We start from the raw sequence: 13312 nt of genomic DNA, 5'->3' as shown, positions 1-13312 counted from the left end.
CACAGAACTGATTTTTCAGGCCCGTGGGTTCAGCACTCAAAGATGCTGAAGCAGGGGCCAAGACGGAGTGAATATGAGCGAGTTGTTGACCTCAGTCAGCGAACACCTGTTGGCACCGGGCGGTGTCACCATCGAAAGCCTGCAAAGCGTATTGGGCGACCTGGCCGGGCCGGGCATCGACGCCGCAGACCTGTACTTCCAGGGCCAGATCTCCGAATCCTGGGCGCTGGAAGACGGTATCGTCAAAGAAGGCAGCTTTAACCTCGACCAGGGTGTAGGCGTTCGTGCCCAGTCTGGCGAGAAGACCGGCTTTGCCTACAGCAATGCCATCACCCTGGACGCATTGGGTCAGGCCGCCCGCGCCGCCCGTTCGATCTCCCGTGCCGGGCAAAACGGCACGGTGCAGGCGTTCACCACTCAGGACGTGGCTCAGCTGTATGGCCCGGACAACCCGCTGGAAGTCATCAGCCGCGCTGAAAAAGTCGAACTGCTCAAGCGTGTCGATGCCGCTACCCGCGCCCTCGACCCGCGGATCCAGCAAGTCACCGTGAGCATGGCCGGGGTCTGGGAACGCATTCTGGTGGCCTCCACTGACGGTGGTCTGGCTGCCGATATCCGCCCGCTGGTGCGCTTCAATGTCAGCGTCATCGTCGAGCAAAATGGCCGTCGCGAGCGCGGCGGGCATGGCGGCGGCGGGCGTACCGACTACCGTTATTTCCTCACCGATGATCGTGCAATGGGGTATGCGCGTGAAGCATTGCGCCAAGCACTAGTCAACCTTGAAGCCGTACCGGCTCCGGCAGGCACCATGCCGGTGGTGCTGGGCTCGGGCTGGTCCGGCGTGCTGTTGCACGAAGCCGTGGGCCACGGCCTGGAAGGCGACTTCAACCGCAAGGGCAGCTCTGCCTACAGCGGGCGCATGGGTGAAATGGTCGCCTCGAAGCTGTGCACCATCGTCGATGACGGCACCCTGGCCGGCCGCCGTGGCTCGCTGAGCGTGGATGACGAAGGTACCCCGACCGAGTGCACCACCCTGATTGAAAACGGCGTGCTCAAGGGCTACATGCAGGACAAGCTCAATGCCCGCCTGATGGGCGTGGCCCGCACCGGCAACGGCCGTCGCGAATCCTATGCGCACTTGCCGATGCCGCGCATGACCAACACCTACATGCTGGGTGGCGAGAGCGATCCGGCCGAGATCATCGCCTCGGTGAAAAAGGGCATCTACTGCGCCAACCTGGGCGGTGGTCAGGTCGATATCACCAGCGGCAAGTTTGTGTTCTCCACCAGCGAAGCCTATTTGATTGAAGACGGCAAAATCACTCGCCCAGTCAAAGGCGCGACCCTGATTGGCAACGGACCGGAAGCAATGAGCAAGGTGTCGATGGTCGGCAACGACCTGTCGCTGGACAGCGGCGTGGGAACGTGTGGCAAGGACGGGCAGTCGGTGCCGGTAGGTGTCGGCCAGCCAACCCTGAAGATTGACGCGATCACTGTGGGTGGTACGGGCGGTTGAGGGGAGGTCCCGTGAAGGTTGCCAGGCAACCTTCACGGGTACGAGGCTTAACGCAGACCGCGTTGAGTCTCGTCCAACCCACGGATGTACTTGAACAATTTGCGGCTTGAAGCCGGTGCCTTGTTATGAGCCAGCTCGTGTTTGGCCTGACGTATCACCGAACGCATTTGCTGGCGGTCGGCTTCAGGGAACTCGGCAACAAACTTTTCCAGTACAGCGTCATCACCCTCGATCAGGCGATCACGCCAGCGCTCGAGGTTGTGAAAACGTTCGTTGTACTGGCGAGAAGAGGCATCGACTTGATCGATCAAGGCAAGAATTTCGTCAAGCGGTTGATCGCGCATCAGTTTGCCGATGAACATCATATGGCGCTTGCGCGCAATATGAGCCGTGTGTTTTGGAGCATCTGCCAAAGCCTTACGCATAGCGTCAGTCAGGGGCATTTTGTTCAGCAAGTCAGGCTTGAGTGTCGTGAGACGCTCGCCCAGATCAACCAGAGCATGAAGCTCGCGTTTGACCTGCGATTTGCTTTTTTCGCCGTCGAAGGCGTCGTCGTAAGAATCAACCATGGTGGCAGTCCGCAAAGAAACGCCGCCATGATAACCAGTCGGGGGCCGCTTGTCCGGCCCGGTCGCTCGGCGGCCCTGCCGAAAACAGAATTTGAGTGGAGAAAACCATGAGTGCAGTTCAAAGCGTCGGCCCGCAGGCCTTGCCGGCACTGCAGGAACAGGTCGAGCAAATCATTGCCGAAGCCAGGCGCCAGGGCGCCAGCGCCTGTGAAGTCGCTGTGTCGCTGGAGCAGGGTTTGTCGACCTCGGTACGTCAGCGCGAAGTTGAAACCGTAGAGTTCAACCGTGACCAGGGTTTTGGCATCACCCTCTATGTAGGCCAGCGCAAAGGCTCGGCCAGCACTTCGGCCACCGGCCCGGAGGCCATCCGCGAAACCGTCGCTGCTGCCCTGGCGATCGCCAAACACACTTCGGAAGACGAAAGCTCGGGTTTGGCCGATGCCAGCCTGATGGCGCGTGAACTGAAAGACTTTGATGTGTTCCACACCTGGGACATCACCCCCGAGCAGGCCATTGAAAAGGCCCTGGCCTGTGAAGCGGCAGCATTTGATGCCGACAGCCGGATCAAGAACGCCGATGGCACCACCCTCAGCACCCATCAGGGCTGCCGTGTATACGGCAACAGCAATGGCTTTATCGGTGGCTCGGCTTCCACCCGGCATAGCCTCAGCTGCGTGATGATCGCCGAAGGTGACGGCCAGATGCAGCGTGACTACTGGTATGACGTCAATTGCCAGGGCGAGTTGTTGATGGACGCCGTGAGCATTGGCCAGCGCGCCGCCGAGCGCGCTGCCCGCCGCCTGGGCTCGCGCCCGGTACCGACGTGCGAAGTGCCGGTGCTGTTCTCGGCCGAACTGGCTGGCGGTCTGTTCGGCAGCTTCCTGGGTGCCATCTCGGGCGGCAACCTGTACCGCAAGTCGTCGTTCCTGCTTGATGCAATGGGCCAGCAGATTTTCCCTGAATGGTTGACCCTGGATGAGCGCCCGCACCTGATGCGCGCCATGGGCAGCTCATCGTTCGACAACGACGGCCTGGCCACCTACGCCAAGCCGTTTATCAAGGATGGCGAGCTGGTTTCGTACATCCTCAGCACCTACTCCGGACGCAAGCTGGGCATGCCGAGCACCGCCAACGCCGGCGGCGTGCATAACCTGTTCGTGACCCACGGCGACGAAGACCAGGCGGCATTGATCCGGCGCATGGGCCGTGGTTTGTTCGTCACGGAGCTGATGGGCAGCGGCCTGAACATGGTCACCGGCGACTACTCCCGTGGCGCGGCGGGTTTCTGGGTCGAGAATGGCGAAATCCAGTTCCCGGTTCAGGAAGTGACCATTGCCGGCAATATGCGCGACATGTTCAAACAGATCGTGGCCGTGGGCAACGACCTGGAACTGCGCAGCAATATCCGCACCGGCTCGGTGCTGATCGAACGCATGATGGTGGCGGGTAGCTAAACGCTGCTCTGTTCCATGCCAAGGCGTATCACTGAATCGGTGATACGCCTTTTTTGTGTTTGTGCATCCCATCCTTTAGCAGGCTTGTTTTGATAATCAATATCGCTTAATAATGAATCTCATTATCGAGTGAGCCTGGGTCATGAGTTCTGCGTTGCGTGAAGGGCCGTATCTAGAAAGCTGGCGCTGGATGAGCCGCCAGATCCGTTGCGCGCTGGCACCGAACGAGCCGCGCCTGATCGAGCATTACCTGGCCGAAGGCCGCTATCTTGCCGGCTGTACGGCCACCTCCCCGTGGTTGATTGCCGTGACCACCTTCCGGCTGTTGCTCGACACCGCCACCGACACCGCGCTGCCGTGGCACTGGCGCACCCTGTGTCTGGACAACGCGTGGCGCCCGCTGCGCGACCTCGAAACCCAAGCCCTGTGCAACTGCCGGCTCAAGCGCTGGCAAAGCTTTGCCTGGCAGTTGGCAACCTGCGAGCTCGAACCTTCAATTTCTTTAACAGAACTGGTGCAAGGATTTCCCGATGAGTAACACTCGTATCGAACGCGACAGCATGGGTGAGTTGCGTGTACCTGAGGCCGCGCTATACGGCGCGCAAACCCAGCGTGCGGTCGACAACTTCCCGATCAGCCATCAACGCATGCCTGCGCAATTCATCCGCGCGCTGATCCTCGCCAAAGCCGCCGCAGCCCAAGCCAACGTCGAGCTCAAGCAAATCACGGCGGCCCAGGGCGAGGCCATTGTCGAAGCGGCACAAATCCTGCTGACCGGCGATTACATGGAGCACTTTCCGGTGGATATTTTCCAGACCGGCTCGGGCACCAGTTCCAACATGAATGCCAATGAAGTGATTGCCACCCTGGCCACGCGGTTGCTGGGCGAGCCGGTGAACCCCAACGATCACGTCAACTGCGGGCAAAGCAGTAACGACATTATCCCGACCACCATCCATGTCAGCGCTGCACTGGGCCTGCACGAGCAGTTGCTGCCGGCGCTGAGCCATCTGGTGCAGGTTATCGAGCGCAAGGCGATCGAGGTTCATGCCTATGTCAAAACCGGGCGCACCCATTTGATGGACGCCATGCCGGTACGCATGAGCCAGGTGCTCAATGGCTGGGCGCAGCAACTCAAGGCCAATATCGACCATTTGCACAACCTGCAGCCGGCGCTGCAATCCCTGGCCCAGGGCGGTACCGCAGTGGGCACCGGGGTTAACGCCCACCCGCAGTTTGCTGCGTTATTCAGTCAGCAACTCAGCGAGCTGACCGGGGTGGTCTTCACGCCGGGCAAGGACCTGTTTGCCCTGATTGGGTCGCAGGACACCGCAGTGGCTGTTTCTGGTCAGTTGAAGGCCACGGCAGTGTCACTGATGAAAATCGCCAACGACCTGCGCTGGATGAACTCCGGCCCCCTGGCCGGCCTGGGCGAGATCGAACTTGAGGCGTTGCAGCCGGGCTCGTCGATCATGCCGGGCAAGGTCAACCCGGTGATACCGGAAGCCACGGCGATGGTCGCAGCGCAGGTGATCGGCAATGACGCGGTGATCACCGTGGCAGGCCAGTCCGGCAACTTTGAGTTGAACGTGATGCTGCCGGTCATTGCGCAAAACCTGCTCAGCAGCATCGAGCTGATGGCCAATTCAAGCCGCCTGCTGGCCGACAAGGCCATTGCCAGTTTCAAGGTCAACGAAGCCAAGCTGAAGGAAGCGCTGTCGCGCAATCCGATCCTGGTCACGGCGCTGAACCCGATCATCGGCTATCAAAAGGCCGCCGAAATCGCCAAGACCGCCTACCAGCAGGGGCGCCCGGTAATAGACGTGGCCCTCGAATACACCGACCTGTCGCGCAGCCAGCTCGAGGTCCTGCTGGATCCCGAAAAACTGACCGCCGGCGGCGTTTAACCCGATAAACACTGCTTTGGAGGTTCACATGGAGCACTGGAAACGCACGATCGAAAGAGCCAACCGCTGTTTCGCCGAAGGCGAGCTGGTCGATGCCCGCGAACACTACCTGCAGGCACTGGCGCTGGCCCAGGTGTTGTTCGAGCGCGGGAGTGATGCCGACGAAGCAGTGGCCGCCTGTGTCATTTCACACCACAACCTGGCGGATCTGCACTTGCGCCTCAACCAGCCGGAAGAGAGCGTCGAATACCTCTGCGCAATTCACCAGCGGTTGCTGCAAACCATGCAGAGCCCGCGCCTGCCGACCGCATTGCGCGAAGCGGCGCTGCGTCAGAGCAGCAAGACCTATGTAGAGCTTTTGAACTTTATCAGCGAGCACGGCGAATACCCGCGCTCCAATCTGTTGCTCAAAAGCAACGTGGCTCAAAGCAGCCATGAGTTCTCGACCGTTAGCGGCCATCACTTAGGAGCACATTGATATGACTTATACCTTGCCTGCCTTGCCTTACGCCTACGACGCGCTTGAGCCGCATATTGACGCGCAAACCATGGAAATCCACTACACCAAGCATCACCAGACCTATATCAATAACCTCAACGCGGCCGTCGAGGGCACCGAATGGGCCAAATGGCCGGTGGAAAAACTGGTGGCCAGTGTTAACCAGTTGCCCGAAAAACTGCGAGCGGCAGTCATCAACCAGGGTGGCGGGCATGCCAACCACTCGTTGTTCTGGGAAGTCATGAGCCCCAAAGGCGGGGGCAAGCCCGAAGGTGCGCTGGCCAAGGCCATTGACGAGCAGTTGGGCGGACTGGAGACGTTCAAGGAGAACTTCACCAAGGCGGCACTGACGCGTTTTGGCAGTGGCTGGGCCTGGTTGAGCGTGACCCCGCAAAAAAAACTGGTGATCGAAAGCAGCGGTAACCAGGACAGCCCGCTGATGAACGGCAATACGCCGATTCTGGGGCTGGACGTGTGGGAACACGCTTATTACCTGCGTTATCAAAACCGTCGCCCGGAATACATCAATGCGTTCTACAACGTGATCAACTGGCCCGAAGTAGCTCGACGCTATCAAGCGGCGATTGGCTAAGCCCACCGAAAAGGATTCAGGCGGATTATGGGCACGCAAATTTTAGCGGTCGGGGGCGTGCGGATGTTTCGCTATGCCTTCGGTACGCTCTTGTTGTTGGCGGGCACGGCCTTGCTGGTTGCCAAGGGGCTGGTCTGGCTGGATCTGGAACCCAGGCTGCTGCGGGCGCTGCAGGGAGGTGCGTTGTGTGCGTTGGGCACGGCGCTAGGTGCAGTGCCGGTACTGGTTATTCGAAAAATGCCGGTGGCGGTCAGCGATACCTTGTTGGGCTTTGGGGCCGGGGTAATGCTGGCGGCTACCGCCTTTTCGCTGATCGTGCCGGGCATTGCGGCCGCGCAAAGCCTGGGTTTGTCGCCCTGGTCCGCCAGCGGGCTGATCAGCGTGGGGATCCTGCTGGGCGCATTTTGCCTGTTCCTGGTAGACCGCAAGGTGTCCGGCGCCGGGCCTGAGGTCTTTGTCAGTCGCCCCGGCGAGCCGGTCATTGCACCGCGCATCTGGTTGTTTGTGATTGCGATTGTGGCGCACAACATTCCTGAGGGCATGGCGGTGGGGGTGTCGGCAGGTGGCGGCATGCCAGATGCCGATAGCCTGGCGATGGGGATTGCCTTGCAGGATGTGCCGGAGGGGCTGGTAATTGCCCTTGTGCTGGCTGGGGCGGGCATGTCGCGGGTCAAGGCGTTCTTGATTGGCGCGGCTTCAGGGCTGGTTGAACCGGTGTTTGCGGTGCTGTGTGCCTGGCTGGTCAATCTGGCCGAAGTATTGTTGCCGTTGGGGTTGGCATTGGCGGCCGGGGCGATGCTGCTGGTGGTCACCCAGGAAGTCATCCCCGAGTCGCGGCGCAATGGCCACGAGAAGCTGGCAAGCCTGGGCTTGTGCGTCGGCTTTTGCCTGATGATGGTGATGGATACGGCGCTGGGCTGAGCAGGGGGGGGATTAACCTGTAGATACTCTATTGCCGGTCAAGGGGCCTTTGTAGCAGCTGACTCGCGGAGCGAGGCTGCGTCGCAGTGGCGCACCAAACCGGACGTAGCCTCGTTCTACTCGTCAACTGCTACAGGTGGGAGGGTGATATGGGTGTGAAGTCTGTAGCCGCTGCCGCAGGCTGCGATCGAGCGCGAAGCGGTCGCGCTTTTGTGGGCATGAAGACCCTTCGGGCCTTATCGCAGCCTTCGGCAGCGGCTACAGGTTGATGCACGGTTCGGTTATTCGCCTTCATCAAAATAGTTGTTGATCAGCGCGACCAGTGCGTCCAGTGCTTCCTGTTCCTTCTCACCCTCGGTTTTGAGGTGGATGGTGGTGCCCTTGCCGGCAGCCAGCATCATCATGGCCATGATGCTTTTGCCATCGACCATCGACTCAGGGGTGCGACCCGCCTGGATCTGACATGGAAACTGCCCTGCGATGCCGACAAACTTTGCCGATGCACGGGCGTGCAAGCCCAGTTTGTTGATGATTTCAATTTCCACTGCAGGCATCGCGGGGTAGATCCTTCAAGTAAGGTCGCGGTGGCGAACCTGGACGTTCTTCAGAGTTTCTTGCAGGCATTTGCCCAGGCGTTCGGTCAGGTACACGGAACGGTGATGCCCGCCCGTGCAGCCGATCCCGATGGTCACATAGGCGCGGTTGCTGGCCGCAAAGCGTGGCAGCCATTTAAGCAGGTAGCTGGAGATGTCCTGGTACATTTCTTCGACATCAGGCTGTGCCGCCAGGTAGTCGGCAACCGGCTGGTCCAGCCCTGACTGCTCGCGCAGCTCGGGTTTCCAGTACGGGTTGGGCAGGCAGCGCACGTCAAATACCAGGTCGGCATCCACCGGCATCCCGCGCTTGAAGCCAAACGACTCCACCAGAAAGGCAGTACCGGGTTCCGGCTTGTTCAGCAGGCGCAGCTTGATCGTGTCACGCAGCTGGTACAGGTTCAGGTTGGTGGTGTTGATGGTCAGGTCGGCGAGGTCGGCAATCGGTCCCAGCAGCTGGGTTTCATCGCGAATGGCCTCGGCCAGCGAGCGGCTCGCACTGCTGAGCGGGTGGCGCCTGCGGGTTTCCGAGAAGCGTTTGAGCAGGGTTTCTTCGTCGGCATCCAGGTACAGCACATCGCACTGAATATGTCGGCTGCGAACCTCTTCAAGCAACTGGGGGAAGCGGGACAGGTGGCTGGGCAGGTTGCGCGCATCGATCGATACGGCCACCAGCGGTTGCGCCAGCTCGGTGTGAATCAACGCCCGCTCGGCCAGTTCCGGCAGCAGGCCGGCTGGCAAGTTGTCGATGCAATAGAAACCGTTGTCTTCAAGGACGGCGAGGGCAGTGCTTTTACCGGAGCCGGAGCGTCCGCTGACTATGACTAAGCGCATGATTAATGACCGTTCTGTACGTCCAGAACAACCTGGTACAACGCTTCGTTGCTAGGTGCACTGCGCAGTCTTTCGCGCACGTCTTTACGATCGAGCATGCTGGCAATCTGCCGGAGCAGTTCCAGGTGTGCATCGGTTGCCGCTTCTGGCACCAGCAAAACGAAAAGCAGGTCGACCGGCGCGCCATCGATGGCGTCGAAATCTATGGGGGCGTCGAGGTGCAGCAAGGCGCTCACAGGCGACTCGCAACCCTTGAGGCGGCAATGGGGTATGGCAATGCCGTTACCGAAACCGGTGGAACCCAGTTTTTCACGGGCAATAAGGCTCTCAAAAACATCCTGCATTTCGAGACCAGGCACTTCGCGGCTGATCAGGTTGGCAATATGTTCGAGTGCGCGCTTTTTACTGCCGCCCGGCGCGTTCACCAGGGAACGGCCGGGGGTCAGGATACTTTCAAGTCGGATCATGGGTAGGGAGTATTAACGACCGGTCGCGCCCTGGAGCAGGCTTTGGGTCTTTTCCTTATGCTTTTTCAGTTGGCGATCAAGCTTGTCAGTGAGCAGATCAATGGCGGCATACATGTCGTCATGCTCGGCGTTGGCAACGACTTCTCCTCCATGGATGTGCAAGGTGGCCTCGATTTTCTGTTTCAGTTTTTCGACCGCCATCGTTACCTGTACGTTGGTAATCTTGTCGAAGTGACGCTCCAGTCGGTCGAGTTTTTCGCCGATGTATGCGCGTAGCGGTTCGGTGACTTCCAGTTGGTGTCCACTGATGTTGACTTGCATACAGTTTCTCCTTTGATGCCATTGCATAAAGCGGCAGGCCGAGCAGCCTGCCACTGAAACGCCGGGGTCCGTGGCTTACATCAAACGCTTGCGTTCGCTCGAAGGCGCTATCCCGAGGGATTCGCGGTACTTGGCGACGGTGCGACGGGCTACCTGAATACCTTGTGCCTCCAGTAAACCAGCGATCTTGCTGTCACTCAACGGCTTTTTCTGATTTTCCGCAGCAACCAGTTTTTTGATGATGGCACGGATCGCGGTAGAGGAGCATTCGCCGCCTTCAGAGGTGCTGACGTGGCTGGAGAAAAAGTACTTCAGTTCATAAATACCCCGTGGGGTATGCATGAATTTTTGCGTGGTCACCCGGGAAATGGTGGATTCGTGCATGCCGACGGCTTCGGCGATGTCGTGCAGAACCAGGGGCTTCATGGCCTCGTCGCCATGCTCCAGAAAACCGCGCTGATGCTCGACGATCTGGGTCGCCACTTTCATCAGGGTTTCGTTGCGGCTTTGCAGGCTTTTGATAAACCAGCGTGCTTCCTGCAACTGGTTACGCATAAAGGTGTTGTCGGCGCTGGTGTCGGCCCGGCGGACGAAACCTGCATATTGTGCGTTCACCCGCAGGCGCGGCACGGACTCCTGGTTTAGCTCCACCAGCCAGCGCTCGTTGTCCTTGCGCACGATCACGTCTGGAACAACATATTCAGCTTCGCTGGATTCGATTTGCGAGCCCGGGCGCGGGTTGAGGCTCTGTACCAGCTCGATCACCTGGCGCAGCTCGTCTTCCTTGAGCTTCATGCGGCGCATCAACTGGCTGTAGTCGCGTGCGCCCAGCAGGTCGATATAGTCGCTGACCAGGCGCTTGGCTTCGTTCAGCCAGGGCGTCTTGGCTGGCAACTGACGCAATTGCAGCAGCAGGCATTCGCCCAGGTTGCGCGCGCCGATGCCGGCGGGTTCGAATTGCTGGATGCGGTGCAGGACGGCTTCGATTTCGTCGAGCTCGATGTCCAGTTCCGGATCAAAGGCTTCGAGGATTTCTTCGAGGCTTTCGTCCAGGTAGCCCTGGTTATTGATGCAGTCGATCAGGGTGACACCGATCAGGCGATCGGTGTCGGACATCGGTGCCAGGTTCAGTTGCCACAACAGGTGGCTTTGCAGGCTTTCGCCGGCCGAGGTGCGGGTGGTGAAGTCCCACTCGTCATCGTCGTTGCTGGGCAGGCTGCTGGCGCTGGTCTGGTAGATGTCTTCCCAGGCCGTGTCCACGGGCAGTTCGTTGGGAATGCGTTCGCCCCAGTCACCGTCTTCCAGGTTGTCTACGGTCTGCGCAGTTTCCTGGTAGGTGGGTTCCTGGACGTCGGTATTGGGCTTTTGCTCAATGTTGTCGGCAAGGGGGTCTGCATTGTCGAAGTCGTCGCCTTCTTCCTGGCGTTCGAGCATCGGGTTGGACTCCAGAGCCTCCTGGATTTCCTGTTGCAGGTCGAGGGTCGACAATTGGAGCAGGCGGATGGCCTGTTGCAGCTGAGGTGTCATTGTCAGCTGCTGGCCCATTCTCAGGACTAGCGATGGTTTCATGGCAGGGGCTTAACACCTTATTCGCCGGCGCACATGGCGCCATCCACTACAGGGCGCGTGAGCGCCAAACATAAGCAAATTATATGCCTGAAACTGGTGCGTTTGCCTAGGGGGCGGTCTAAATTAGTTTGTGGGAGATGAGCTGATCGAGAGCGCCCCTGGCGAGCATTCGGGCAATAAAAAGCTGGCGCATTTTTTACTGCCCGGATGCCATGGCGGCCCTTGGTGTATCCGGGCTTACAGACGGAACTCGTGGCCCAGGTAAACTTCCCGCACCAACTTGTTGGCCAGAATCGTTTCAGCATCGCCTTCGGCGATCAGTTGCCCGTCATTGACGATATAGGCGGTTTCGCAGATATCGAGGGTCTCACGGACATTGTGGTCGGTGATCAGCACGCCGATGCCCTTGGCCTTGAGGTGGTAGATGATTTGCTTGATATCGCCCACCGAGATCGGGTCGACACCGGCAAAGGGTTCGTCGAGAAGGATGAACTTGGGGGCCGTGGCCAGTGCGCGGGCGATTTCTACCCGGCGACGCTCACCACCCGACAGGCTCATGCCCAGGTTGTCGCGAATGTGGTTGATATGGAATTCCTGCAGCAGGCTTTCCAGCTCCTTGCGACGCCCGGCCTTGTCCAGCTCCTTGCGGGTCTCGAGGATCGCCATGATGTTGTCGGCCACCGACAGCTTGCGAAAGATCGAGGCTTCCTGCGGCAGGTAACCGATACCGGCGCGTGCACGGCCGTGCATGGGCTCATGGCTGACGTCCAGGTCGTCGATCAGGACGCGGCCCTGGTCGGCATGCACCAGGCCCACAATCATGTAGAAGCAGGTGGTTTTGCCTGCGCCGTTAGGGCCGAGCAGGCCGACGATCTGCCCGCTGTCGATGGACAGGCTGACATCACGCACGACCTGGCGGCTCTTGTAGCTTTTGGCCAGATGCTGGGCTTTCAGAGTTGCCATTACTGGGCCTTCTGCTGGTCGGTTTTCTTCTTGGGCTGGATCACCATGTCGATGCGCGGGCGTGGCGCAGTGACATTGGCACCATTGGCCCGGCCGGCATTGGCGACCTGCTTGACCGTGTCGTAGACGATTTTCTCGCCTTCGGTGGTGTTGCCGTCGTTGATGACCTTGGCCTTGTCGATCAGCACGATGCGGTTTTGTGGCGCATGGTATTGAATGGTGACGGCATAAGCCTGAACCGGTTTGGGGTCGGTGGCTTTCTGCAGCTGTTCGAAGTAGGCCAGGTTGCCGACGGATGTAACCACGTCGATTTCGCCCGCAGCATTACGGGTAATGGTGACGGTGTTGCCGGTGATTTTCATCGAGCCCTGGGTGATGATGACATCGCCCTTGTAGGTGGCAACACCTTGCTTGTCATCCAGTTGCGCCTCGTTGGCCTGGATGCGGATAGGTTGTTCGTTGTCGTTTGGCAGAGCCCAGGCGCTCACGCTTCCCAGTGCGGCGCTCAAACTGAGCAATAAAGGGAGGGTTTTAACGAGACTCATACTGTCCTCTTACGTTGGACAGCAGGTCCATCCTGCCGTCTTTCAAATATGCTTTCATTCCCTTGCCAGTCGTTACGCCGCCAGCACCGTCGATTCTAACGTCTCGCTCGGTCTGCGCATATTCCTTCTGGGGGAATACAGTCATGCGGGTACTGGTAATAATGGTGGTGCGGTTTTTCTCGTCGGTACGCGCGATACGCACCGCGTCGATCAGCTCGACCTCGGTGCCGTCCGGGTTGACTTCACCGCGCTCGCTCTGCACATGCCACGGGTAAGCCGTGCCGCGGTAGAGCTGCATTTTAGGTTGGGTTAATTGAGTGACCTCGGAAGCCTTCAAATGTTCAAGCTTCTCGGACGTCATGTCGTACTGCAGCTTGCCGTCGGGCAGAAACTGACGGCTGTGTGCATTGGTGGCGTAGTAGTCGATAGCGCTTTCATCCACCGCCAGGGTAGGGGTGTTGAGAAAACGTTCCGGCCTGATATTCCAGTAGCCAACCGCTGCAAACAGCGAAGCAATCACTGCAAACAGCACTATTTGGCGAATCTTTTTGCTCAGCATAGA

Annotated in this window: 16 protein-coding genes; 7 read left to right on the top strand and 9 right to left on the bottom strand. The window is 59.3% G+C overall.

All coding sequences use genetic code 11. The features are described from left to right. The first annotated feature begins 73 nt into the window (after positions 1 to 73). Positions 74 to 1516, top strand: coding sequence for a metalloprotease TldD (tldD, locus tag AB3G35_RS22605; protein WP_016781785.1), 1443 nt, complete (start codon positions 74 to 76; stop codon positions 1514 to 1516). A gap of 47 nt (positions 1517 to 1563) precedes the next feature. Here the strand turns inward: tldD and yjgA are convergent, their stop codons facing one another. Further along, positions 1564 to 2085, bottom strand: a complete 522-nt coding sequence (gene yjgA, locus AB3G35_RS22600) for a ribosome biogenesis factor YjgA (RefSeq protein ID WP_016781786.1) — start codon at positions 2083 to 2085, stop codon at positions 1564 to 1566. A gap of 107 nt (positions 2086 to 2192) precedes the next feature. On the opposite strand from yjgA, the gene pmbA reads away from it, so the two are divergent. From pmbA to AB3G35_RS22570, 6 genes are all read left to right on the top strand, one after another. Beyond that, positions 2193 to 3539 carry a metalloprotease PmbA gene (pmbA, locus tag AB3G35_RS22595; protein ID WP_016781787.1) on the top strand — a complete coding sequence of 449 codons (1347 nt, stop codon included), beginning with the start codon at positions 2193 to 2195 and terminating at the stop codon, positions 3537 to 3539. Positions 3540 to 3681: 142 nt separating this feature from the next. Further along, entirely contained in the window at positions 3682 to 4077 is a 396-nt protein-coding gene (locus AB3G35_RS22590) for a hypothetical protein (RefSeq protein WP_016781788.1), read from the top strand. Next, the gene (locus AB3G35_RS22585; RefSeq protein ID WP_086798663.1) at positions 4070 to 5446 is read left to right on the top strand and encodes an aspartate ammonia-lyase; all 1377 of its coding nucleotides are present in this window, start codon (positions 4070 to 4072) and stop codon (positions 5444 to 5446) included. The genes AB3G35_RS22590 and AB3G35_RS22585 overlap by 8 nt, the downstream gene beginning before the upstream one ends. Before the next feature lie 28 nt (positions 5447 to 5474). Further along, positions 5475 to 5924, top strand: coding sequence for a DUF2753 family protein (locus tag AB3G35_RS22580; protein WP_369782151.1), 450 nt, complete (start codon positions 5475 to 5477; stop codon positions 5922 to 5924). A 1-nt stretch (position 5925) separates the two neighbouring features. Further along, complete coding sequence (locus AB3G35_RS22575; protein WP_016781791.1) at positions 5926 to 6537, top strand: superoxide dismutase; 612 nt, start codon at positions 5926 to 5928, stop codon at positions 6535 to 6537. A gap of 27 nt (positions 6538 to 6564) precedes the next feature. Beyond that, positions 6565 to 7458: a ZIP family metal transporter gene (locus AB3G35_RS22570; RefSeq protein WP_083369629.1), complete on the top strand. Its 894-nt coding sequence runs from the start codon at positions 6565 to 6567 to the stop codon at positions 7456 to 7458. Between the two features lie 281 nt (positions 7459 to 7739). On the opposite strand, the gene AB3G35_RS22565 is transcribed toward AB3G35_RS22570, so the two are convergent. From AB3G35_RS22565 to lptC, 8 genes are all read right to left on the bottom strand, one after another. After that, positions 7740 to 8012: an HPr family phosphocarrier protein gene (locus tag AB3G35_RS22565; RefSeq protein WP_016781793.1), complete on the bottom strand. Its 273-nt coding sequence runs from the start codon at positions 8010 to 8012 to the stop codon at positions 7740 to 7742. 15 nt (positions 8013 to 8027) lie between these two features. Further along, on the bottom strand, positions 8028 to 8885 hold the full coding sequence (gene rapZ, locus AB3G35_RS22560) for an RNase adapter RapZ (RefSeq protein WP_016781794.1): 858 nt from the start codon (positions 8883 to 8885) through the stop codon (positions 8028 to 8030). 2 nt (positions 8886 to 8887) lie between these two features. Continuing rightward, complete coding sequence (gene ptsN, locus AB3G35_RS22555; RefSeq protein ID WP_016781795.1) at positions 8888 to 9352, bottom strand: PTS IIA-like nitrogen regulatory protein PtsN; 465 nt, start codon at positions 9350 to 9352, stop codon at positions 8888 to 8890. Positions 9353 to 9364: 12 nt separating this feature from the next. Continuing rightward, entirely contained in the window at positions 9365 to 9673 is a 309-nt protein-coding gene (gene hpf / locus AB3G35_RS22550; RefSeq protein WP_016781796.1) for a ribosome hibernation-promoting factor, HPF/YfiA family, read from the bottom strand. A 75-nt stretch (positions 9674 to 9748) separates the two neighbouring features. After that, positions 9749 to 11242, bottom strand: a complete 1494-nt coding sequence (locus AB3G35_RS22545; RefSeq protein WP_029611533.1) for an RNA polymerase factor sigma-54 — start codon at positions 11240 to 11242, stop codon at positions 9749 to 9751. Between the two features lie 237 nt (positions 11243 to 11479). Beyond that, positions 11480 to 12205, bottom strand: coding sequence for an LPS export ABC transporter ATP-binding protein (lptB, locus tag AB3G35_RS22540; protein WP_016781798.1), 726 nt, complete (start codon positions 12203 to 12205; stop codon positions 11480 to 11482). Next, positions 12205 to 12750 carry a lipopolysaccharide transport periplasmic protein LptA gene (gene lptA, locus AB3G35_RS22535; protein ID WP_016781799.1) on the bottom strand — a complete coding sequence of 182 codons (546 nt, stop codon included), beginning with the start codon at positions 12748 to 12750 and terminating at the stop codon, positions 12205 to 12207. The genes lptB and lptA overlap by 1 nt, the downstream gene beginning before the upstream one ends. Further along, positions 12737 to 13309 (bottom strand): LPS export ABC transporter periplasmic protein LptC, encoded by a 573-nt coding sequence (lptC, locus tag AB3G35_RS22530; RefSeq protein WP_016781800.1) that lies wholly within the window; start codon positions 13307 to 13309, stop codon positions 12737 to 12739. The genes lptA and lptC overlap by 14 nt, the downstream gene beginning before the upstream one ends. Positions 13310 to 13312: the final 3 nt, after the last annotated feature.

This window comes from Pseudomonas sp. WC2401 (genome assembly GCF_041200115.1).
Classification (GTDB): domain Bacteria; phylum Pseudomonadota; class Gammaproteobacteria; order Pseudomonadales; family Pseudomonadaceae; genus Aquipseudomonas; species Aquipseudomonas fragi.
The sequence above is the reverse complement of the archived record's forward strand: the minus strand, read 5'-3'. Positions and strand labels throughout refer to the sequence as shown.

What these genes read in the sequence shown, in the direction of transcription:
- AB3G35_RS22585 (WP_086798663.1), top strand. Translation starts at nt 4,070, where the DNA reads ATGAGTAACACTCGTATCGAACGCGACAGCATGGGTGAGTTGCGTGTA.
- AB3G35_RS22580 (WP_369782151.1), top strand. Translation starts at nt 5,475, where the DNA reads ATGGAGCACTGGAAACGCACGATCGAAAGAGCCAACCGCTGTTTCGCC.
- lptC (WP_016781800.1), bottom strand. Translation starts at nt 13,309, where the DNA reads ATGCTGAGCAAAAAGATTCGCCAAATAGTGCTGTTTGCAGTGATTGCT.
- pmbA (WP_016781787.1), top strand. Translation starts at nt 2,193, where the DNA reads ATGAGTGCAGTTCAAAGCGTCGGCCCGCAGGCCTTGCCGGCACTGCAG.
- AB3G35_RS22575 (WP_016781791.1), top strand. Translation starts at nt 5,926, where the DNA reads ATGACTTATACCTTGCCTGCCTTGCCTTACGCCTACGACGCGCTTGAG.
- AB3G35_RS22565 (WP_016781793.1), bottom strand. Translation starts at nt 8,012, where the DNA reads ATGCCTGCAGTGGAAATTGAAATCATCAACAAACTGGGCTTGCACGCC.
- hpf (WP_016781796.1), bottom strand. Translation starts at nt 9,673, where the DNA reads ATGCAAGTCAACATCAGTGGACACCAACTGGAAGTCACCGAACCGCTA.
- lptA (WP_016781799.1), bottom strand. Translation starts at nt 12,750, where the DNA reads ATGAGTCTCGTTAAAACCCTCCCTTTATTGCTCAGTTTGAGCGCCGCA.
- ptsN (WP_016781795.1), bottom strand. Translation starts at nt 9,352, where the DNA reads ATGATCCGACTTGAAAGTATCCTGACCCCCGGCCGTTCCCTGGTGAAC.
- tldD (WP_016781785.1), top strand. Translation starts at nt 74, where the DNA reads ATGAGCGAGTTGTTGACCTCAGTCAGCGAACACCTGTTGGCACCGGGC.
- yjgA (WP_016781786.1), bottom strand. Translation starts at nt 2,085, where the DNA reads ATGGTTGATTCTTACGACGACGCCTTCGACGGCGAAAAAAGCAAATCG.
- AB3G35_RS22545 (WP_029611533.1), bottom strand. Translation starts at nt 11,242, where the DNA reads ATGAAACCATCGCTAGTCCTGAGAATGGGCCAGCAGCTGACAATGACA.
- lptB (WP_016781798.1), bottom strand. Translation starts at nt 12,205, where the DNA reads ATGGCAACTCTGAAAGCCCAGCATCTGGCCAAAAGCTACAAGAGCCGC.
- AB3G35_RS22570 (WP_083369629.1), top strand. Translation starts at nt 6,565, where the DNA reads ATGGGCACGCAAATTTTAGCGGTCGGGGGCGTGCGGATGTTTCGCTAT.
- rapZ (WP_016781794.1), bottom strand. Translation starts at nt 8,885, where the DNA reads ATGCGCTTAGTCATAGTCAGCGGACGCTCCGGCTCCGGTAAAAGCACT.
- AB3G35_RS22590 (WP_016781788.1), top strand. Translation starts at nt 3,682, where the DNA reads ATGAGTTCTGCGTTGCGTGAAGGGCCGTATCTAGAAAGCTGGCGCTGG.